Origin of the sequence: Diaphorobacter sp. HDW4A (genome assembly GCF_011305995.1) — a bacterium.
Lineage (GTDB): Bacteria > Pseudomonadota > Gammaproteobacteria > Burkholderiales > Burkholderiaceae_C > Diaphorobacter_A.
Genome location: NZ_CP049910.1, coordinates 5,057,836 through 5,080,248 on the forward strand (window position 1 = coordinate 5,057,836; position 22,413 = coordinate 5,080,248).

14 protein-coding genes are annotated in these 22,413 nt (G+C 63.7%); 5 read left to right on the forward strand and 9 right to left on the reverse strand.

Annotated features, from left to right (window positions below; genetic code table 11):
• Nucleotides 1-2 precede the first annotated feature (2 nt).
• From G7047_RS23235 to G7047_RS23265, 7 genes are all read right to left on the reverse strand, one after another.
• Complete coding sequence (locus G7047_RS23235; protein ID WP_166310422.1) at nucleotides 3-2,867, reverse strand: nitrate reductase; 2,865 nt, start codon at nucleotides 2,865-2,867, stop codon at nucleotides 3-5.
• A 51-nt stretch (nucleotides 2,868-2,918) separates the two neighbouring features.
• Nucleotides 2,919-3,362 (reverse strand): nitrite reductase small subunit NirD, encoded by a 444-nt coding sequence (nirD, locus tag G7047_RS23240; RefSeq protein WP_166310424.1) that lies wholly within the window; start codon nucleotides 3,360-3,362, stop codon nucleotides 2,919-2,921.
• Complete coding sequence (gene nirB / locus G7047_RS23245) at nucleotides 3,359-5,845, reverse strand: nitrite reductase large subunit NirB (RefSeq protein ID WP_166310426.1); 2,487 nt, start codon at nucleotides 5,843-5,845, stop codon at nucleotides 3,359-3,361. The genes nirD and nirB overlap by 4 nt, the downstream gene beginning before the upstream one ends.
• A 231-nt stretch (nucleotides 5,846-6,076) precedes the next feature.
• Nucleotides 6,077-6,925 carry an ABC transporter ATP-binding protein gene (locus G7047_RS23250; RefSeq protein ID WP_166310428.1) on the reverse strand — a complete coding sequence of 283 codons (849 nt, stop codon included), beginning with the start codon at nucleotides 6,923-6,925 and terminating at the stop codon, nucleotides 6,077-6,079.
• Nucleotides 6,922-7,833: a nitrate ABC transporter permease gene (gene ntrB, locus G7047_RS23255; RefSeq protein ID WP_166310430.1), complete on the reverse strand. Its 912-nt coding sequence runs from the start codon at nucleotides 7,831-7,833 to the stop codon at nucleotides 6,922-6,924. The genes G7047_RS23250 and ntrB overlap by 4 nt, the downstream gene beginning before the upstream one ends.
• A gap of 21 nt (nucleotides 7,834-7,854) precedes the next feature.
• The gene (locus tag G7047_RS23260) at nucleotides 7,855-9,150 is read right to left on the reverse strand and encodes a CmpA/NrtA family ABC transporter substrate-binding protein (protein ID WP_166310432.1); all 1,296 of its coding nucleotides are present in this window, start codon (nucleotides 9,148-9,150) and stop codon (nucleotides 7,855-7,857) included.
• 313 nt (nucleotides 9,151-9,463) lie between these two features.
• On the reverse strand, nucleotides 9,464-10,750 hold the full coding sequence (locus G7047_RS23265) for a nitrate regulatory protein (RefSeq protein WP_166310434.1): 1,287 nt from the start codon (nucleotides 10,748-10,750) through the stop codon (nucleotides 9,464-9,466).
• Nucleotides 10,751-11,628: 878 nt separating this feature from the next.
• On the opposite strand from G7047_RS23265, the gene G7047_RS23270 reads away from it, so the two are divergent.
• The 5 genes from G7047_RS23270 (at nucleotide 11,629) to G7047_RS23290 (ending at nucleotide 20,046) form a co-directional block, all read left to right on the forward strand.
• The gene (locus tag G7047_RS23270) at nucleotides 11,629-13,008 is read left to right on the forward strand and encodes a homoserine dehydrogenase (protein WP_166310436.1); all 1,380 of its coding nucleotides are present in this window, start codon (nucleotides 11,629-11,631) and stop codon (nucleotides 13,006-13,008) included.
• 47 nt (nucleotides 13,009-13,055) lie between these two features.
• Nucleotides 13,056-15,053 carry a 3'-5' exonuclease gene (locus G7047_RS23275; RefSeq protein WP_166310438.1) on the forward strand — a complete coding sequence of 666 codons (1,998 nt, stop codon included), beginning with the start codon at nucleotides 13,056-13,058 and terminating at the stop codon, nucleotides 15,051-15,053.
• A 470-nt stretch (nucleotides 15,054-15,523) separates the two neighbouring features.
• On the forward strand, nucleotides 15,524-17,770 hold the full coding sequence (dinG, locus tag G7047_RS23280; RefSeq protein ID WP_166310440.1) for an ATP-dependent DNA helicase DinG: 2,247 nt from the start codon (nucleotides 15,524-15,526) through the stop codon (nucleotides 17,768-17,770).
• Nucleotides 17,771-18,019: 249 nt separating this feature from the next.
• Nucleotides 18,020-19,381: a hypothetical protein gene (locus G7047_RS23285; RefSeq protein WP_166310442.1), complete on the forward strand. Its 1,362-nt coding sequence runs from the start codon at nucleotides 18,020-18,022 to the stop codon at nucleotides 19,379-19,381.
• Between the two features lie 38 nt (nucleotides 19,382-19,419).
• Entirely contained in the window at nucleotides 19,420-20,046 is a 627-nt protein-coding gene (locus G7047_RS23290) for a PolC-type DNA polymerase III (RefSeq protein ID WP_166310444.1), read from the forward strand.
• 16 nt (nucleotides 20,047-20,062) lie between these two features.
• Here the strand turns inward: G7047_RS23290 and G7047_RS23295 are convergent, their stop codons facing one another.
• A complete protein-coding gene (locus G7047_RS23295; RefSeq protein ID WP_166310446.1) occupies nucleotides 20,063-21,448 on the reverse strand; it encodes an aminotransferase class I/II-fold pyridoxal phosphate-dependent enzyme in 1,386 nt (461 codons plus the stop codon).
• A gap of 206 nt (nucleotides 21,449-21,654) precedes the next feature.
• The gene (locus G7047_RS23300) at nucleotides 21,655-21,867 is read right to left on the reverse strand and encodes a hypothetical protein (protein WP_166310448.1); all 213 of its coding nucleotides are present in this window, start codon (nucleotides 21,865-21,867) and stop codon (nucleotides 21,655-21,657) included.
• Nucleotides 21,868-22,413: the final 546 nt, after the last annotated feature.

A 22,413-nucleotide genomic window follows, 5' to 3' on the forward strand; every position in this document is an offset into this window, starting at 1 on the left:
ATTCAAGCTGTCTGAGCTTGTACTTGCCTTTGCGGTTGCACATCGCGCACCCACTGCCTGAGTGCCGGAATGCACGAACCACAACCGGTGCCGCAGCCCAACTGGCTCTTGAGGCCATTCAGGCGTTCGGCTTCGTCGCCGCCCGCAGCTTGTTGCAGACAACGAACGATCTCCTGCTCGCCCACGTTCATGCATGCACAGACCTGCCGTGATCGCGGTGGTGCAACGCTGGGCGCCTTCGCACCGGAAGCGAGCAGCATGCGGCCATACGGCTGTGTCGACAGCTCACCCTTGAGCACATCGCCCAGCCATTGACCGGCACTTGCATCACCACACAGCAAGAAGCCTGCCAGACGGGTTTCGCGCACGCTTTCGGCATCGCCGCGCACGAGCTTGAGTGTGCGACTGCACTGGCGACGCGCATCCACATAACGCAGCACCTGCGGCTCGTCGAGCGCGAGCAGCTCGGCTAGCCGCGCAAGCACCCTGGCATCGGGCGCCTCGTAGGCTGCTGCGCGAAACTGCACGCCCGTCCGCGCCTTCGCCGCGTCGGCGAGAGACACGGCATTGCCGATCAGCACGCAGCTGGCGAAATCGAACTCGCGCATCAACGCTGCCAGCGCATCGCGCGTCGCCAGCACCTTGTCCTCCGGCAGCCAAGCCATGCCAAGGCAGCTCCACGGCATCTGCGCCTTGAGTACCTTCACCGCCGCGTGTTTGAGCTCGGGCTGCTTCGACTGTGGGCAGCGCTCGGACGTGGTGATCGCATTCACGCCCGCGAGCGACTGCCCGGTCGACGCGCGGCCACCCAGATACTCGCCACCCCAGTGCATAGGCAGAAACACCTGATTGCGCGCCTGCTGCGCATCGGCCCGCGCGGGCAGCACGATGGCGCCGCGCCGGCTCGTCACATGCACCAGATCGCCCGGCTGCAACTGCAAGCGCTCCATGTCTTGCGGATGCACTTGCAGTTGCGGCTCGGCCTCGTGCGAGAACATGCGACCGAGCTGCCCGGTACGGCTCATGCCATGCCATTGATCGCGCAGCCGCCCGGTGTTCAGGCTGAATGGATAACGCACATCGCGCGGCTCGGCCAGTGGCTTGAAAGCCTGCACGGCAAAGCGCGCGCGGCCATCTTCGGTGGGGAACACGCCATCTTCATACAGACGCGGCTTGCCTTGGCTCGCCCCCTCGGGCATGGGCCATTGCTGCGGGCCTTGTTGGTCGAGCAGGTTCCAGCAGAGGCCGGTGATGTCCAGATCGCGCCCGCGCGTGCTCTCGCGGTGCTCATTCCAGATGGCCTCGGCGCCCGCCGCAGCGTCATGCGTGTCGTAGTCGAAAAGATGCGGCTTGTGCGGATACATTCTTGCCTGCAGCGCCTGCGCAAACTGCACTCCGATCTGCCAGTCGTGCCGCGCCTGGCCCGCCGGAGCGACAGCGGCGCGCACCCGCGAGATGCGGCGCTCGCTGTTGGTCACCGTGCCAAGCTTTTCGCCCCAGGTGCTGGCGGGCAGCAGCAGATCGGCAAAGGCGGTGGTTGCAGTGTGGGCGAAGGCTTCCTGCACCACGACGAACTCCGCACGCTTGAGCGCCGCGCGCACCAGCGCCTGATCGGGCATGCTCTGCGCGGGGTTGGTGCAGGCGATCCACAGCGCCTTGATCTCTCCATCCGCCGCCGCCTCGAACATCTCGATCGCCGCCTTGCCCGGCTGCGCCGGAATCGAATCCACCCCCCAGAACGCCGCCACCTCGGCGCGATGCGCAGGGTTGGCCATGTCGCGATGCGCGGGCAGAAGATTCGACAGCCCACCCACCTCGCGCCCGCCCATCGCATTGGGCTGGCCGGTCAACGAGAACGGCCCCGCGCCCTCGCACCCGATCTGCGCGGTGGCAAGGTGAAGGTTGATGAGCGCTGCGTTCTTGGCCGTGCCGCTGCTGCTCTGGTTCAGGCCCATGCAATAGAAGCTCAATGTGCCGTGCTTTGCCGGGCCATCACCGCCGAGCGCAAACCAGCGCGCCGCGGTCAGCAGATCATCCTTGCTCACGCCGCAAACGGCAGCAACGTTCTCGGGCGTCGCATCGCGCACCAGCGCCTTCAGCTCCGCAAAACCGCTGGTGTGCTGCGCGATGTAGGGCTGGTCCACCCACCCCTCCCACAGCATGATGTGCAGCAGCCCGTGGAACAGCATCACGTCGGTGCCGGGCTGCAACGGCAGGTGCAGATCGGCAAGCTCCGCCGTCTCGGTGCGGCGCGGATCGGCGACGATGATCTTCAAATTCGGATTGGCCGCGCGCGCCTCCTCCACCCGCCGAAACAGAATCGGATGCGCCCACGCCATGTTGCTGCCCGTGATGAAAAGGCACCCCGCATGGTCGATGTCGTCGTAGCACGCGGGCGGTGCATCCGCGCCCAGCGTGGCCTTGTAGCCTGCCACCGCGCTGCTCATGCACAGGCGCGAATTGGTGTCGAGGTTGTTGGTGCCGACAAGCCCCTTGGCTAGCTTGTTGAAGACGTAGTAGTCCTCGGTGAGCAGTTGGCCGCTCAGGTAGAAACCGACCGCATCCGGCCCATGCTGCCCGATGAGGTCGCCCATGCGCGTGGCCGCATGCGCGATAGCCGAATCCCAGTGAATGGGCGCGGGCCTGGCGTCGCGGCTGGCGCGCAGTTGCGGCATCAGCAGGCGCGACTGGTTCTGCAGCGCCTGGCTCGCGGTGAGATGCAGCGTGCTGCCCTTGGTGCACAGCTTGCCGAAGTTCGCGGGATGCGACGGATCACCGCGCACGCCGGTGATCGCGTGGCCATCGCTTTCGATGATCACCCCGCAGCCAACGCCGCAGTAGGGGCAGGTGGATTGGGTCTCTTGCATGGCGGCTCGCAAAGTGATGCTATGGGGTGGGTGGTCGATGGACGGTGTTTGTCAGCGACTGTTCAACGCGGCGATGGGGATGCGCTGCTGACCGCTGGCATGCATGCTGCAAGCGGGGCCGGCATGCGGCCGGGTGAATTCGGTCGCCAGCTCCGCCAGCTCCGACGCACTCAGATGTACCAGCCCCGCATCCACCCACACCGCAAAGCGCGGCGTGCGGCCTTCATCGGGCGCTGCGGCCTCGCCGGTCGCCAGACCAATCGTCCAGTTGTGCAGCGGGCAGGCCACGCTCTCGCCGAACACGATGCCCTGCGACAGCGGGCCGCCCTTGTGCGGGCAACGGTCGAGCAGCGCAAACACCTGGTCGCCCGCGCTGCGAAACACGGCCACGTCCAGCCCCTGCTTGCGCGCCACACGGCGCGCGCCGAGCGCGGGAATGTCGTCCACGGTGCAGACCACGACCCAGTCATGAATATCAGGATGCTTATCGCTCATGAGAACTCCTTGGCGCGTGTTTCATTGTTCAAGGACAGAACGGGAACCAGCGGAATGAACTGGCGTGTGTCGACCGAGGCCTTCTCCGTTTCGAACCAGGGATCGGGCTCGCCGGCGAGTGCGAACTGCAGCTCGGCCCACAGCGCCTTGCGGCCCGCTTCGTCTTCGAGAATGCGACGCTTCACATGGTCGAGCCCCACGCGGTTGACGTAGTGCACGGTGCGCTCCAGATACCAGCCTTCGAGGCGATACAGCTGCATGAACGCGCCCGTGTACTCCATCACTTCTTCGGCGGTCTTCAGCTTGGCAAAGAAATGTGCGACCTCGGTCTTGATGCCGCCATTGCCCGCGACGTACATCTCCCAGCCCGAATCGACGCCGATGATGCCCACGTCCTTGATGCCCGATTCCGCACAGTTGCGCGGGCAGCCGCTCACCGCGAACTTCACCTTGTGCGGTGCGTACATGCGCCACATCGCGCGCTCCAGATCCTTGCCGAGCTGCGTGCTGTCCTGCGTGCCCATGCGGCACCATTCGCTGCCCACGCAGGTCTTCACCGTGCGCAGCGCCTTGGCGTAGGCATGGCCGCAGGGCATGCCGATGTCGTTCCACACACCCTGTAGGTCTTCCTTCTTCACGCCCAGCAGATCGATGCGCTGGCCGCCCGTGACCTTCACCGTCGGGATCTGGTACTTGTCCACCACATCGGCGATGCGGCGCAGCTCGGACGCGGTGGTCTCCCCCCCCCACATGCGCGGGATCACGCTGTAGGTGCCGTCTTTCTGGATATTGGCGTGGCTGCGCTCGTTGATGAAGCGGCTCTGCGGATCATCCTTCGCCTCTTTGGGCCAGGTGCTGATCAGGTAGTAGTTCACCGCCGGGCGGCAGGTAGCGCAGCCGTTGGGCGAGCGCCAGTTCAGGAACGCGAAGGTCTCCGAGGTGCTCAACAAATGGTGGTCGCGGATCGCATCGCGTACGGCCTGGTGACCATGCTCGGTGCAGGCGCACATGGCCTTGAGCTTGGGCGTGGCGGAATAGTCGCCGCCCGCCGTGAACATCAGAATCTGCTCGACCAGCCCCGTGCAGGAGCCGCAGCTCGCGCTCGCCTTGGTGTGCTTCTTCACCTCGTCGAGCGTGAACAGGCCCTTCTCCTTGATGGCCTTGCAGATGGTGCCCTTGGTCACGCCGTTGCAGCCGCAGACCTCGTCGCTATCGGCCATCGCGGCGGCCTTGCTCTGGCCCTGATGGCCCGTGTCGCCGAGGTTGGACTCACCGAACATCAGCTTGTCGCGGATGTCGGCGATGCTGCGCCCTTCGCGCAGCAGCTTGAAGTACCAGCTGCCGTCCACCGTGTCGCCGTAGAGGCAGGCACCAACGAGCTTGTCGTCCTTCACCACAAGCTTCTTGTAGATGCCCCCGAACGGGTCGCTCATGACGATTTCTTCGGTGTCGTCTCCGCCCTGGAAATCGCCCGCCGAGAACAGGTCGATGCCCGTGACCTTGAGCTTGGTCGAGGTCAGCGAGCCCAGATAGCGGCCGATGCCGAACTCCGCCAGATGGTTGGCAAGCACCTTGCCCTGCTCGAACAATGGCGCCACCAGACCATAGGCCACACCACGATGCGCAGCGCATTCTCCCACCGCGTAGATGCGCGGATCAGTCACGGTCTGCATGGTGTCGCTCACCACGATGCCGCGATTCACATGCAAGTGCATCTGCTCAGCCAGCGCCGTGTTGGGACGGATGCCCACGGCCATCACCACAAGCTCTGCTGGCACCTCCGCACCGTCCTTGAAGCGCACGGCGCGCACGCGGCCCGCGTCGTCGCCCAGCAGTTCCTGAGTCTGCGCCTTCATCAAGAATTGCATGCCGCGCTCGGCCAGCGATTTCTGCAGCATGTCGCCCGCCACATCGTCGAGCTGGCGCTCCATGAGCCAGTCGCCCACATGCACCACGCTCACGCTCATGCCGCGCTTCATCAGGCCATTGGCCGCCTCCAGCCCCAAGAGGCCACCGCCGATCACCACCGCATGCTTGTAGGTCGCGGCGGCGTCGATCATCGCGAGCGTGTCGCTGATGTCGCGATAGGCGAGCACGCCCTGCAGGTCCTTGCCGGGGATCGGCAGCATGAACGGGTTGGATCCGGTCGCCATGATCAGGCGGTCGTAGCCGGTGCTGATCTCTTCGCCCTTGGCATTCACCGCGTGCACAATGCGGCGCGTGCGGTCCACGTTCGTCACGGTGTAGCCCGCGTGCAGCGTGATGCCGTTGTCTTCGTACCAGGACCAGTCGTTGAGCACGATGTCCTTGAGCGTCTGCTCCCCGGCCAGCACAGGCGAGAGCAGGATGCGGTTGTAGTTGGGATGCGCCTCGGCGCCGAACACCGTGACGTCGTAGAGATCCGGTGCAATGGTGAGCAGCTCTTCCAGCGTGCGCACGCCCGCCATTCCGTTGCCGATCATGACCAGTCTGGATTTTTTCATCTGAACTCTCCGTGGGCAAAAACAAAAAAGACGCCTGCACGAATCCCATGGCCAAGCCATGTTTCGCGTCAGACGTCTTTGTCCTGGGTGTCGAAGCTACGTTGCCCCTCAACCCCGTGGCCCACCTTGGCCACGCGTTCAATCATGCAAACCCTGTGCCAACATTCGGCACGCTTTCTTCACACCCTTCGCACCGCAACGGTGCGATCAGGTACCGCTTCGATGCTTGCCTCAGGACTTCTCCACATGCGCCTGGCGCGTGTAGAGAAAATCGATCACCGCCTTGCGGCAGCGCTGGTATTCGGCGTCGTCCGCCAGCTCCACGCGCTTGCGCGGGCGGGCGAGCGGCACCTGCAGCACCTCGCCGATGGTGGCCGCAGGGCCGTTGGTGAGCATCACGATCTTGTCGGACAGCAGCACGGCCTCGTCCACATCGTGCGTGACCATCACCACCGTGGACTGCGTGCGCGCGACGATCTCGAGCAGCTCGTCCTGCAGCTTGGCGCGGGTGAGCGCATCGAGCGCGCCGAACGGCTCATCCATCAGCAGCACCTGAGGCTCCATCGACAGCGCGCGCGCAATACCCACGCGCTGCTTCATGCCGCCCGAGATCTCGCCGGGCAGCTTCTCTCCCGCATGCGTGAGGCCCACCAACGCGAGCGCCGCGTGGGTGCGCTCGGCCAGTTGCGCCTTCGATTCCTTGCGGCCAAACACGCGCTCGACCGCGAGATGCACGTTGTCGAAACAAGTGAGCCAGGGCAGCAGTGAATGGTTCTGGAACACCACCGCGCGCTCGGGGCCTGGCCCCTTGATCTCCCGACCTGCGCAGACGAGCACACCCGCCGTCGGCGTGGTCAGCCCCGCAATCAGGTTGAGCAGGGTGGACTTGCCGCAACCCGAATGCCCGATGAGGCTCGCGAACTCGCCGCGCGCAATGCGCAGGTTCACGTCACGCAGCGCGGGGAACACTCCCTTGGCGGTCTTGAAGGTCTGCTCCACATTCTGCACATCGATGTAGCGCGCATGGGCCACCTCGGCGGCCGTGGTGCCAAAACTTTCGGCATTCAGAACTGCACTCATGATTTCACCTCTTCGAATGTGAATGCGGAGGCCAGCTTCACCAGCGCAAACTCCAGCAACAGGCCGACGATGCCGATCACGAAGATCGCGACGATGATGTTCTTGACGTTGAGGTTGTTCCACTCGTCCCACACCCAGAAGCCGATGCCTACGCCGCCCGTCAGCATCTCGGCGGCCACGATCACCAGCCACGCGGTGCCCACGGCCAGGCGCACGCCGGTCAGCATGTAAGGCAGCACGGCAGGGAACAGAATGGTGGTGGCGATCTTCCACTCGCTCAGATTGAGCACGCGCGCCACGTTCATGTAGTCCTGCGGAACGCGCTGCACGCCCACCGCCGTGTTGATGACCATCGGCCAGATCGAGCAGATGAAGATGGTCCAGATCGCAGCCGGATTCGCGCCCTTGAACACCAGCAGGCCGATCGGCAGCCACGCGAGTGGGGAGACCGGGCGCAGCAGGCTGATCAGCGGATTGAACATGCGCGAGAGAAAGTCGAAGCGCCCGATCACGAAGCCGAGCGGAATACCCACCAGCGCCGCCAGACCGAAGCCGATGCTCACGCGCTCGAGCGAGGCAAGCACGTTCCAACCCACACCCTGATCATTGGGCCCGTTGCGGTAGAACGGATCGCTGAACACTTCCACCGCCTGCTGCCAGGTCGCGATGGGCCCGGGAATGCCATCACCGCGCGCCACGATGGACCACACTACCACGAGTAGCGCCAGTCCGAGGAACGGCGGCAGCGCACGGTTGAGCAGCGCGCCAAGGCGCTGGTGCAGGGGCACTCTGGAACTTGTTTTCAGCACTGGTACGGTTTCCTTTTTGGCTCGCGCAGCGGACTTGGCTGTCGTGACTTCTGCATCCGCCACGGCGGCCGTGGGATCGTGGAAAACTGCACTGACCATGGTTTGCTCCCGGTGAATTGGTTAGGCCTTGACCTTGAAGGAGTCGGCGTAGCGAACGGGATCGCTGCCGTCCCAGACCACGCCGTCCATCAGCTTGCTGCTGCGCATGGGCGTCTTGGGCACGCTCACCTTGAGCTGCGACGCCGCCTGCGTGTAGAGGTCGATGCGGTTGATCTTTTTCGCCACCGCCAGATAGTCGGGATGCGACTTGAGCAGCCCCCAGCGCTTGTGCTGCGTGAGAAACCACATGCCGTCCGAGAGGTACGGGAAGTTCGCATCGCCATCGGCAAAGAACTTCATGTGGTTCGGGTCGTCCCAGGTCTTGCCGAGGCCGTTCTGATAACGGCCCAGAATGCGCTGATTGATGGCATCCACGCCAGTGTTCACGTACGACTTGGCGGCGATGGTTTCCGCCATCTTCATCTTGTTCTGCAGGCTCGCGTCGATCCAGCGGCCCGCCTCGATGATCGCCATCATCACTGCGCGCGCGGTGTTGGGGTTCTTGGTGGCGAAGTCGGAGGTGGTGCCCAGCACCTTCTCGGGATGGTCGCGCCAGATGTCCTGCGTGGTCGCCGCGGTGATGCCGATGTTGTCCATGATCGCGCGGTGACCCCAGGGCTCTCCCACGCAGTAGCCGTCCATGTTGCCTACGCGCATGTTGGCCACCATCTGCGGCGGCGGCACGGTGATGATCTTGGCGTCTTTCAACGGATCGATGCCCGCGCTCGCCATCCAGTAGTACAGCCACATCGCGTGCGTGCCGGTGGGGAAGGTGTGCGCGAAGGTGTATTCGCGCTTCTCGGTGTTCATGAGCCTGGCGAGGCTCGCACCATCCACCGCGCCCTTGTCCGCAATCTTCTTGGACAGCGTGATCGCTTGACCATTGCGGTTCAGTGTCATCAGCACCGCCATGTCCTTCTGCGGGCCGCCCACGCCCAGGTGCAGGCCGTAGACCATGCCGTAGAGCACATGGGCAAAATCGAGATCACCATTGACCAGCTTGTCGCGCACGCTGGCCCAGCTGGCTTCCTTGGTGGGCGTGATCGTCACGCCGTATTTCTTGTCAAACCCCAGCACCGAGGCCATCACCACGCTCGCGCAATCGGTGAGCGGGATGAAGCCGATCTTCACTTCCTTCTTCTCGGGTGCATCCGAGCCCGCCGCCCACACGCCGTGATGGCCGAGCGTCGCATACAGCGCCGAACCCGCGGCCACCTGCGCACTGGTGCGCAGAAACTGGCGACGGCTGTTGGTGTTGTGGCCGTCGTCGTTGCTTTCCACAGAAGAGGCAGACGTCGTGGCTTCATTCTTTTTCATGATTCGAACTCCATCGAAGATCAGTCGTGGGGGCAAAAAAAAACGGCATCCACCTTGCCCGGTGCACGCTGCGCACACACCGGAAGAAGGGGGACACCGTTGTCCGAAATTCGCTGGCAGCATTTGAATGCTGCCGAGCCCGACCGCCTTTGGTGAGCTCTTGCGATCAAGAGCACGCACGATCCGTGCCATGGCTTTTCTGAGCTTCACGCGCTCCTGCCGCCCTTCTTTTTCCCTTTCATGGTGCATTGCAGCAATCCATTCGCGCGTCCGTGCCGCACTTTGGTGCGAATTTGAAGGCTGTCTTACGTGCTCATTTACCCGCGTTGGGCAGCAAATCGGCCGTGGACAACACCGCCTCGGCGACGTCCAGCATGCGCCGGTTCTGATTCATGGCCGTCTGCCGCATGAGCTTGTGTGCATCGCTCTCGCTTATCTGGCGCAAATGCATCAGCACGCCCTTGGCACGCTCGATGGCCTTGCGCTCATTAAGTGCGGTGCGTGCCGTGTCGATCTCGGCCTGCATCGCATGCAGACGCTGCGCCTGCTCCTGTACCAGACTCAGAATCGAGCGATCAAGCTGCGGCCCGTAGCCCGTGGCGAGCGTCAGCGCTCCGCTCGGCCCCTGGACCGGGGCCGAGAAGAACGCCAAGCCCTCGTCCATTTTTCTTTCATCATCAGCGCCTTGCCCCTCTTGCCGAAGCAGCACCTGCATCGCCGAGCACGCCACCTCAAGCTTGGCCGCACACATCTGCGCCAGCCCATCGGCAAGCCGCCCTTCCACCACATACATCGCGTCCAGCCGCATCGTGCACGCCGCAAACCAGCGCTCGCCCTGCGACACATCCAGCGCATCCCCCGTCTGAGCCGTGCAGGCCACACGCCGCAGCCGCTCGATCGTCGCAATGTCCGGGCAATGCTCCGCATCCGCGCGCCACTGCTCGACCACGGCGGGCGGCGCAAACTCGGCAAATACCTGAAAGCACTGCTCCTGCGACTCGATCAGATGCAGCCAATGCCGCTGCCGCGTCCCCTCCTGCACGCCCGAACCGAACGCAGCCGCGCCAGTGGCCCGCTCCTGCCCCGCCAGCTCCTTGCCTTGCATGAAGTGAAACATCGCCACCAGCAGCCGCGAAATGTCCGGATCACAGGCACTGTCCGCTGCCTCGAACACCAGCGCGAGACAGCCCGCAACCAACCGGATGAACGCGGCCGTGCTCTCCTCGGGAGTGGGCACCAACGCCCGCACCCGCCCGCGCCACGCGGGCAGCGCCTCCAGCCCCTGCAGCAGATAGGCAATCGCATTGAACAACCGCGCCGCATGCCGCCCGGCTGCGAACGGCTGCTTCGTCCGCATCGCATCAAGCTCGCCACGCACCGTGGCGATGGCCTCGTCCACCGCCAACACCTGCTGCGCCAACGCAGCCGCGCCCTGCATTCCGCCGCTCGCGAGCAGCAGATTCGACAGGCCACGTTCCTTCTGCAGCTGATGGATCAGCGCGGAGACGCGAGTGACCAGCGCACAGGCGTTTCGGATCTGTTCCAGCTCCGTCATTTCGGACTGGCGTGCGGCAATGAGGTAGTGGAGAGGGGGAGGCATGCTTGTCGGGCTTGCAAGCTCCGTGCCTGCTGGGTTGCTGAGAGTGCAATGCTTCTTGCAGGCTCCTGCTGGCCGGGTCTCGCCCCGGCGGGCGACCTGATTCTGTCGATTCGTTCGACGCACGACGGAACTCGCTTCGCTCCTTCGTCACTCCGCTCAAACAGCCGCCGTGAGTCAGTTCTTGAAGTTTGGATTGGCACTTGCCAATCCAAACCGCCGAACGAATCGACAGAATCAGGCGTAGGCAGAAGGGCTGGGAATCGCGCGCGTGGCGAACGTCTTTGATGGGGTTGCCCCCTCATCCCAGCCCTCTCCCCCAAAAAAGGAGGCGAGGGAGCAATACCGCGCGCCGAAGGCGCCATGCATCTCGCAAAAGCGAGATGCAGCACGAGCGAAGCGACGTGCCAAAAGCACCTCTTCCAAACTGACTTCCGGCGGTTGTCCGAGCGGAGCGCGCAGCGCGCAGTCGAGTTCTGCCGGAGGTATTCAAAGCGCATTTTTGGTGACTTTTTGGGCAAGACCAAAAAGTTACTCGCCCGCCGGGGCGAGACCCGGCCTCCCCCCTCAAAACAACCAAAAGAAAAAATCCATTACACTAAAAGCCAAATGTTCAGCACACACGCCCAACACGCAGCACAAAAAGCACTCCGCCCCACAGGCGCGAGCGCAAGCCAGTGCGCGTCCCCGGCCCGTGCCCGAATGACCACGATGATTATTACCAACACAGCTACCTAGCGCGTGTTAGGTGGCTGTACCGGCAGCCACCTGGAATCATCCCCTCCCCAAATACGGACGACCCAGCTGGCAAGCTGGGTTTTTTGTTTTTCGGCCCTGAGAACAGCGATTTGTTCAGGCCATTTTTGGAGAGGTCCATCACCATGTACAGCGAACCACGCCTTCGCCCCGCCCCACTGAACGCCATCGCACAAGCAGCGGGCACCACCACACCACCTGCCCTTCGCATTGGCATGATCGGCCTCGGCACTGTGGGCATGGGCACGTGGACGGTTCTCAAGCGCAACCAGTCGCTGATCGCCGCACGCGCGGGCCGCGCCGTCGAGATCGTCGCCATCGCCGTGCGCGATCGGGTGCGAGCGGCGGAGAAGCTGGGGGATTTGGCGCTGCAAAACGTCGAGCTCAGCGGCGACCCGCATTACGTCGCCACGCATCCCGACGTGGATGTGCTCGTTGAAGTGGCCGGCGGCACTGGCCCTGCGCGTGGCTGGGTGCAGGCGGCGCTGGCAGCGGGCAAGCATGTGGTCACGGCCAACAAGGCGCTGCTTGCGGTGCATGGCGAAGACCTCGCGGAGACGGCTGCCGCGCACGGCCGCCAACTCGCCTATGAGGCCGCCGTGGCGGGCAGCATTCCGATCATCAAGACGCTGCGCGAAGCGCTCGCGGCCAATCGCATCGACTCAGTCACCGGCATCCTGAACGGCACCAGCAACTACATCCTCACGCGCATGCGCGATGCCGGTCTGGGGTTTGCACAGGCGCTAGCCGAAGCCCAACAACTCGGCTATGCCGAGGCCGATCCGTCGTTCGATGTGGATGGCATCGATGCCGCGCACAAACTCTCGTTGCTGGCGGCGAATGCATTTGGCATGGCGGTGGATTTCGACAGCGTGCATATCGAGGGCATTCGCGATCTGCAGCGCGCCGACATCGCCGCTGCGGCCGAGCTGGGCTACGCCGTGAAGCTGCTCGCCACCGCACGCCGCCAAGGTGCTGCAGTGGAGCTGCGCGTGCATCCGGCCCTCGTGCCCGAGCGCCACGCGCTGGCCCATGTGGATGGCGCGACCAATGGCGTGCTGGTGCATGGCGATGCCAGCGGCCCGGCGTTCTACAGCGGCGCGGGTGCGGGCGCGGAGCCCACTGCCTCTGCCGTGGTGGCCGATCTCATCGATCTGGCGCGTCTGCCTGCGTCACACCAGGACCGAAGCGTGCCCACGCTGGGCACACGTTTGCATGCAGATGACGCTGCGCCAGCCGTGCTGCCGATCAGCGAGGTCGTCACGCCGCAGCTGTTGCGCGTTGCCTGCGACACGGGTCTGTGCGAGGCGAGCACCGTGCGCGCGCTGGAAAAATCCGGCCTGCAAGTCCTGCGCCGCAAGTGGATGCACGCCGAGGACGCTGCGCCCGCACTGGTGCTGTTGACGGCACCTGTGGTCGATTCGCTGGCCGCCAACGCGGTGCAGCGGCTGCAAGCGCGCAATGGCGTGATCGTGCGACGTCTGCGCGTGCATTCATTGGACTGATCGCGCGGCTGTGCAAGACTAGCGCTGTTTTCCCCAACAGTTCACCCATGTCCCAGCCCGCCAGCACCCCCGCGCGTTTCGCGCCCAAAGTCATCACGCCGTCCGATGAGCAGCGCGCCATTCAGGTGGCGTCCGAGCGCACCATCATCGTCGAGGCCAATGCGGGCGCAGCCAAGACCACCACGCTCGCGCTGCGGGTGGCCGAGAGCCTTGCGCGCGGCGTGCCCACGCACCGGATCATCGCGCTCACGCACACGCAGCCGGCCTGTGTAGCGCTGCAGCGCACGTTGCTGCAGATCGGCGTCGCGCGCAATGACGTCGGCCAACTGCGCATCCAGACCTTTGAAGACTTCAGCAAGGACATCCTCAAAGGCATCGACGACCACCGCGTGGACTATGTGGACGAGAACGAGCAGCTGCGCACGTATTTCTGGGACGCTGTGCAGCGTGTGGAGGAGGACGAATCCGAACGCTGGCGGGACGAACTGAGTATGCCGGCTATTGGCGACAGCTGGTTTGTGGAGGAGTTCCTCAAGATCAACACGCGCCTCAAGGGAACGATGCGCGATGTGCTCGAACGCGACGGCACGCGCGTAAGCCCCGAATATGCCGAGAGCATCGGCATCGACTACACGCAGCTCAGGGTGTATCTGGCCTATGAGCGCATTCGCCGTCAGGAAAACGCCGACACGCCCAAATTCCGAGGCGAGGCCGATGCCACCTACGATCTGGCCCGCCATTTTGTCGATGGCGAAAACGTCCAAGGCCTGCGCAACTGGCCGTTCACCGCGCAGATCGTGCTGATCGATGAAATGCACGACTTGAACTTCGCCATGTTCCGCGTGCTGGTGGAAATCCTCAACACATCGAAGAGCTTTTTCTGCGGCATGGGCGACGTCGACCAGGTGGTGCACGAAGCCACCGGCGCAGATGCCGTTTTCATGAAGAACGCGATTGAAGAACACACCTCACGCGCCATCAAACGCTATCCACTCACGCACAGCTACCGCTTCGGCAAAAGCCTGGCCGCCAAAGCCGGGCGCGTGGCCAACAAGCCCTACAGCTCCAACGCCGCGCACGACACGCGCATCACACTGCAGACATTCACATCGAATGAGGAATGCGCCAGCCTTGTCATCGACGCCGCCAAGGAATGGAAACGCACCCGCCGCAACATGAGCGAATTCGCCATATTGCTGCGCCACCCCGTGCAATCCGTGCTGATGGAAAACCTGCTCATCGACAACGAACTGCCGTATGCCATGAGCGGCTTCGAAAGCTACTTGAAGCGCCCGGAGGTTTTGTTCATTCGCGGCCTCATGGCGGTTGCCACTGACGACATGCAAAGCCTCACGCACGAAGACACGCGCGAGCAGGTGCTGACGGCGCTGCACTTCTTCAGCGGCACCCGCATCGAAGTAGCCAACCGCCCCGAAGACAGCCAGGCCACGCTGCTCGCCGACGCCATCAGCGCCGTGCGCGACAACCCGATGTTCCTCACCTCGTTCTTCAACAACCAGGTGCTGCGCACCGCAGAACCCCATCTGCAAAAGCGCTTGCAAGCCGCGCAGCAACTGGCTGCCACACAAAGCGGCCCAACGTTTCTACAAGACTTTCTGAAAGCGCTGGACATCCAATCCATCATCAACGAAGCCTACGTCTCCAAAGACCGCCGTGCCGAGGCCCTGTCGAACATCGAAGGCCTGCAACTCGCTGCGAGCCGGTTCAACTCAGCGTTTGACTACTTCAGTTTTTTGAACACGCTGGAGCAGAAACAACGCGACTTCAAAGACAGCAAACGCCTGCAGATCGCCAGCATCGTGAGCGTGAAAGGGCTGGAGTTCGAACACGTGCTCGTTCCACATCTCACGCAGGGCGAGTTTCCTGCGGCGAACGGGACTTCGACGGAGGAGCGGAACCTGTTCTATGTGGCGATCACGCGGGCGAAGCAGCAGTTGACGCTGCTGGGGCATGGGGAGAGGGGGAGTGGGTTCTTGGGGAGGGTGGGGGGTGAAAAGAAGGAGAGCACCGCTTCGGTTGAGTAGATGTCGAGGGTGGGTTGCTGGCTGGCAGATTTAGGCTGATTGCAGTCGTCCAACCTTGACAGCTCAATGACTGCTGATGGCTGACAGCACCTAATCATGCGCAGCGGTAGCAGACTATCAGCACCCCGCCGGGAGGCAATGTCGGCAGCTCTCCTGAAACTTGTCGCTGGGCGGCCGCCTTTCATAGTGCTCTGATGACCGCCAATTAACGGTGACTGACCGGTTGTGATGCCGCCATGAGCAGCAGCAATCGCTGCTCAGCCTCCCATCGTCAGCTCCCTCCCAAAAGAATTTCGTGGCCAGCGACCAAAGCAAGACACCCCCACGTCAGCGCTCAAAAGCCGCTTCGGCTAAGATCGCTGGATGAAAGCACAGTACCGCCCGGCGGGTACAACGCAAAAGAACCCTCACCCCAGCCCTCTCCCGCCAAGCGAGCGAGGAAGCAAGACCCCATCAATCAATCCGCCCCCATGTCCGCACAGGATTGGGCCGCTCAGGCCCTGAAATCGTTTGACACCGTCGTTCAGGCCACGGGCGGCTTTCGCAGCCGAGCGGGGCAGCGGCGCATGGCCGAGCAGGTGGCGCATGCGTTCAGTCTGGCGGAGCTGGGCAAGGTGGATGCGGACGATGAAGGTGCCGAGCCGCCCAAGCGCGCCATTGCCGTGGTGCAGGCTGGCACGGGCGTGGGCAAGTCGCTGGCGTACAGCGTGCCCGCGATTGCCATGGCGCTGGAGCGTGGCACGCGCGTGCTGATCTCTACTGCCACGGTGGCACTGCAGGAGCAGCTGGTCACCAAGGACCTGCCCGCGCTGGCCGCCCACATGCCCAAGCCGTTCAAGTTTGCGCTGGCCAAGGGGCGTGGGCGCTATATCTGCAAGCTCAAGCTCGAGCGGCTGGCGGCCGGCTCCGATGCGTCGGGTGATTCCGATGGCATGGCCGACGACGATCTGTTCGCCGAAGAGGAGGCGGCCGAGCGCGCCAAGCGCCCGCGTGCCGAATCCGAGGCGCGCATGAAGTTCTACACCAGCATGGCTGATGCGCTGGCGCGCGGCGCGTGGGACGGCGACCGCGACACGCTCGACACGCCGCCCGAGGCCGAGGTCTGGAGCCCCGTCGCGGCGGAGGCCAGTTCGTGCACCAGCAAGCATTGCCCGGCCTTCAGCAACTGCACATATTTCGAGCGCCGCAAGGAGCTGGTCGCCGCGCAGGTCATCGTCGCCAATCACGATCTGCTGCTGTCCTCGCTTGGCGCGCGGCTGCTGCCCGAGCTCGACAACTGCCTGCTGGTGGTGGACGAGGCGCACCATCTGCCCGGCACGGCGCTGGACCAGTTCGGCTGCGAGGCCGATCTCTCGCGCCTGACCTGGATCGACAAGCTCGCAAGCCGCGCGATGCGCATCGGCCAGCTCGTCGAGGTCGAGGAAGTGGCCGACATTCCCACCGATTCCGCGCGCCTGCGCACCGCGCTGCAGGACGTGGCGCGGCTGGTGATGGACCTCTACGGCGAGCAGCTCAAGTCTCCGAGGCAAGGCTTTGGCGGGGGCACGAACAATGCCGCCACGAGCCGCTTTGGCAACTCAGCGCCGCGCTACTCCACGCCCTACAACAACATCACCCGCGCCCGCGTGCCCGGCGGCGTGCTGCCTGCCGAGCTGATCGAGCCGCTGTCGCAGGTGGCGCACCACGCAGAAGGCTTTCTCACCGCGCTGCGCGCCATCTCCAAGGCGCTGCGCAGCGAGATCAAGGACAAGCCCGACGAGGCACGTCGCCTGTCCACGCTCTATGCCCAGATCGGCGCGCTCGCGCCTCGCCTGGAGAGCGTGCACGCCACCACCTCGCTGCTGCTGCAGGACACGCCAGAAGGCGCGGCACCTGCGGCGAAGTGGTTCACGCTCGAGATCGACGGTGACTACATCGTCGTCAAGGCCCACGCCAGCCCGCTGCTGCCCGGCAACACACTGCGCAACCACCTGTGGTCCGCCGTGCGCGGCGCGGTGCTCACATCGGCCACGCTCACGAGCTGCGGACAGTTCGATTTCTTTCTGCGCGAAGCGGGCCTGCACGGCGACGATGCGGTAACCACGCTCGAAGTGCCCAGCCCTTTCGACTACGCATTGCAGGGCACCTTCGTCGCAACGGAGACGAACGCCGATCCCAAGAATGCGCAGGCCTTCACCGCTGAGATGGTGGACGCGCTGCTCTCCGATCTGGCGATGGTCGAGGCCGGTGCGCTCGTGCTTTTCACTTCGCGCGACCAGATGCGCCAGGCCGTCGACGCCCTGCCCACGGTCATGCGCGGCATCGTGCTCGTGCAAAACACCCTGCCCCGCCTGCAGTTGCTGGCCAAGCACCGCGAGCGCGTGGCCGAGGGCATGCCGTCGATCATCTTCGGCATGCAGTCGTTCGGTGAAGGGCTCGATCTACCCGGCCCGCTCTGCGAATCGCTGTTCATCACCAAGCTGCCCTTCGCGCCGCCCGACGACCCCGTCGGCGAGGCCCGCGCCGAATGGCTGCGCGGCTCGGGCCGCGACCCGTTCATCGAACTCGTCGTGCCCGCCACCGCCATCCGCCTCGCCCAATGGGCCGGCCGCGCCATCCGCACCGAAGAAGACCGCGCGCATGTCTACTGCTACGACAAGCGGCTGGTGCGCACGAACTACGGGCAGATGCTGCTCAAGGGGCTGCCGCCGTTCACATTGGAGCGAAGGCAGGTGTGAGAACGTGTTTGCGATCTCCACGCCGTCTTGCAGGCGCGGCCTCGAGCGGTTCGCGCCTTGCAACCCATCCCGTTCCGCATCCTGCAAGCCTCGCGATGAGATCGTAAACACGTTCTGATTGTCGGCAACGGCGGCGGTTGGCAAGCAACAAGTCCGCATGTCGATATGCAAGTTTCGCGCTTCGCGGGCGCGGCGTGGACACCTAGAGTCGAGACACCTTTTTTTCAACAACCTGTGTGTCCATACCCTATGCTTCACCGACTGCGCCCGACCTCTTTCGTCGCCCTGCTGCTGCCTCTTCCTCTGCTGCTCGCTGCGTGCGGTGGCGGCTCAAACGCGAGCGTGAGCAGCGGCTTCTCCGGCAGCAGCAATCCGCTGGCCACGGTCGATCAGATCGCAGCAGAAAAGTTGGCGATCACGCTGGTACGGGCCCCCGCCGTCATCACCGCCAAGGCCGCGCTCAGGGCACAGTGGCTCGCTGCCGCGCAGAAGGTGGGCGGCGTGTCGGCTGAATCGCTCACCAACCTCGATGAGGCCGTGGACGAAGCGGTCTACTCCTCCGCGCTGAGTCTCGCGGCGCTGGCTTCGGGCAATCCGCAAGCGATCTCGATCCTGGCCGCGCCGCACACGTGGTTCGGCACGAGCGTGCCGGGTTCGCGCGTGGCCTTCGACAATCCGGACACCATCTACCGCCGCACCGCGCTGGATGCGACGGCCACCTACACCGTCTCGGGCCAGGCCGGCTCGCCCGCGCCGGTGGACTTCAACTTCAGCCTCTACAGCACCACCAATGCCACGCTGGCCAACATCGCCCCCGACCAGCTCGCAACCAACGCCGACGGCAACTACTCCATCACGCTCGATGCAGCCACCAGCGGCACGGGCAACCATATACAGCTCGCCTCCGGCACCGGCTCACTATTTGTTCGCGACACGGTGAGCGAGTGGGGCAAGCAGCAGTTCAACTCCGTGCAGTTCAAGCGCACGAGCGGCACCGCGCCCACGGCCAAGACCCATGACGAGCTGATCACCGCGCTCGCCACATCCATCCAGACCACGTCCGGCGGCGCCGCGTTCACCACGTACAACGCGCTCGGCCACGCGCAGGCGAACAACACGCTGCCCGCGCCGTCGCTCGGAGGTACCGGTGGGCGCCTCGCGAATCAGGCCGCCACCTACAGCGCCTTCGATCTCACTGACGATCAGGCACTGGTGATCACCGTGGGCTTGGGCGGTGCGAAATACTTCATCGCGCCCGCCTACGGCCGCTGGCTGATCACCACGGATTACATCAACCACACGCAGACGCTGAACAACGCGCAGTCCGTCGCCAATCCAGACGGCACCTACACCTATGTGGTCTCGCCCAAGGATCCGGGTGTGTACAACTGGGTGGACACCGTCGGTCTGCATCAGGGCTTCCTCAATCTGCGCTGGCAGGGTCTGCCCGCGACGACAACGAACGGCGGCCCGTCGGCCAGCGTGCAGCTGGTGAAGCTGAGTGATCTGAAGAGCGTGCTGCCCGCAACCACGAAATTCGTCAGCAATGCGGAGCGTCAGGCACAGCTCGACGCGCGGGCCGCAAGCTACGCATCACGCTACGCATCCTGATCCAAACCGGTACACGGGGATGCATGCACAATCGCCGCATGCCTTCCTCTTCCCCCATCGCCGTCATCGACTTCGAAACCACCGGCATGACGCCCGTCCAAGGCGCACGCGCGACCGAGGTCGCGATCGTGCTGCTGCAGGACGGCCAGGTCGTGGACCGCTTCCAGAGCCTGATGCGAACGGGCGTCTACATCCCCTCGTTCATCACCCAGCTCACCGGCATCACCAATGCCATGGTGGCCGATGCGCCCGATGCCGAAGATGTCATGCGCAAGGCCGCGCGCTTTGTAGATAACGCACCGATGGTGGCGCACAACGCCTCGTTCGACAGCAAGTTCTGGTGCACCGAGATGCAGATGGCGGGCATCACCGCGCGCCATCCATTCGCCTGCACCGTGCTGCTCTCGCGCCGCCTCTATCCGGAGGCGCGCAGCCACAGCCTTGGCAACATCGTCGACCACCTCGGCCTGCCGCGCGCGGGGCGTGCGCACCGGGCGCTGGCAGATGCGGAAATGGCGGCTTCGCTGCTCGCACGCATCCAGCAGGATCTGCAATCGCGCTGGGGCATCGAGCAGCCGGGACATGAGCTGCTCAGCGGACTGCAGCGATGCGCGAAGCCAGGGGTGGCGCAATGGTTGGCACGCCATACCCGAAACGAAGCATGATGAATCAGCCTGCGCGCTAGTACACCGCACGCACCTGCAGACTGAGCGCTCCGGCAAGATCTGCCGCCAGGCGTTTCGCATCCCGCTTGTCGATCTGGCCCACGCTGATGCGGATGCCGGGCGAGTTCATCAGCGACATCGTCGATCCCGCCTGAACGGCCCATCCACGTGATGCCATGGCTTGAACGACGGTCAGCTCATCGGGTACACCAATCCACAGGTGCAATCCTTCACCGTCCAAATCGACATCTAGCGCAACGCCGTGCTTGTGCAACTCGGCCAACAGTGCCTGTCGCCGCGCGGCATAGTTGCCCTGCATGTGCGTGAATGATCCCCGTCCCCGCCCCTTGACGGACTGACGCCACAACAGCGCGGCGAAGCGCTGCAGCCACAGGCTCACCTTGCGCGGGCCGATTGCATGATGCGCACGCATGCCGTCGATGAGATCGGGAAGCCCGGCTGCAATGCACACGCGCATCTCGGCGCCGAGCGCCTTTCCCAGTGACATCACATACAGCCAGTTGGGTGGCAGTGCATTGCTGTTGTGGCTGCCACTCTTTCCACCGCCCGAGACAAACGGAGTCTTGCTGAGCAGGCCCCAGTAGTCGTTGAATATGACGAGCGTGTTCGGACACGCTCGCAATTGCTTGCGCAGTGCGCGCCAGCGATCGCCACGCAGATTGGCACCGGTGGGGTTGTGCGCACGCGGCGTGAGCACCATGGCGGCGCAGCTCGCGAGCACACCCGCTGGGGGCACCTGGATGCCTTGCGCATCCATGGGAAGGGGCACGGGACGCAGACGCAAACTGCGCAGCAGCGCGAGCAATGGCGGCCAGCAAGGGTCTTCGATAGCGACGCGGTCGCCCGGACGCGCGTGCTGGCGCAGGGAGCGTTCGATGGTGTCGAGCGTGCTGGAGAAAACGCCCACAGAGGATTGCGATGGAATGCCTTGCGACTGCAGCCATTCACGCGTGACGCAGAGCAGCTCCTCGTCATCGCCGAGCTCACCGGATGGGCTGCTTATGCCAGATGTCGGCGGCGCGAGAAAGACGCGCAGCTTGTTCCAGGCACCCGCGCGCAGCTGTGCAAGCAGCGTGGGATCTACCTGTCCACTGGCCAGATCGCGTAGACCATGCGGAACCACGTAGACAGCAGGCATCTGCACCGCCTCTCCCGCCACCCGCGTACCGCGGCGGCCCGAAGTGACCAGACGCCCGGCATCTCTCAGTCGCGCATAGGCGGCAGCCACCGTGTTTGGGTTGACACCCAACTGCGTCGCGAGATGCCGCACGGCGGGCAGAGCGTCGCCTGCCTGGAGTTCGCCGCTGCGAAGAGAAGTTTCGATACTGCTGGCAATGTCTTGGGCATTGCTTCCCTGGATATTCTGTACTGACCAATTCATCCCATACATTGTATTGTTTGTACTAGTACAATTTTTTGTATGTAGAACGATGCTTTGAAAGTAGCGTGAGCAAAAGTTCTATATTGCTTAAAAAATGTGCAAAACACCGAAAAACCTGCCATTTTGGGCCTTCAAAAGTATGAGGAAGGAGTGACATGGGTGTGACGCCCATCGTCTCCAAAGGGAAAGCTGGAGGCACTTCTGTTTTAGCGACAAAAAAGTAAAAAAATCGCGCAGAAAAGTGAAGGAAAACCAGAATTTCCGAATTTTTCCGAAACTCCTCCGCCTTGGATGCTGCGAATTGCCCAAAATTCAGGCATTGCAAGAAATGAATGTACTTTCATTTTTTGACCTGCCGCAAAACCAGTGACAGCCATCGAGAAAAACGTGTCAGATGCGATGCCGGTTTTCAGCAACATTTATTTGAGAATCGGAGCCGCAGAAAGGGGGCGTGATACACGCTCACGGAACACCTTTTCCGACCGCATGGGACTCTGGCGACCTGCGCACGCGTGGCTCCTGCTGCTGGCATCTACAGCCCCACATGGGCACGTCGAACTGCATGCAAACACGGGAGATCACACATGCGAGAACGCACTATCCAGCGCTATCTGTTGCGTGCATATGTGCGGCAACATTCACTTCTGAGGCGCGATGGAAGCACCCACCATTTCCCGATTTTCACGGTCCGCGCGCCGCAGCCCGTTGACGCTATGTGCAACGCGTCTCGACTGACATCGCATTCTCTGCCGACTACGCGTCGCGCAAGTCCCCGCACCTCACAGGCTGGACAGGGCATCAAGGGTGCACGTCACGCCGCTGGCCCATAGTTCCTTCGTACCCATCCAATCGACGCGTGCATGCGCCTTGATTCGGCCAGTCAACAACGAAACGCAAGCCAAGCACTCGCCTCACTTGATCAAGGCATGTGGAGCGGCCTCCGGATATCAAGCGCCCATGAAAAA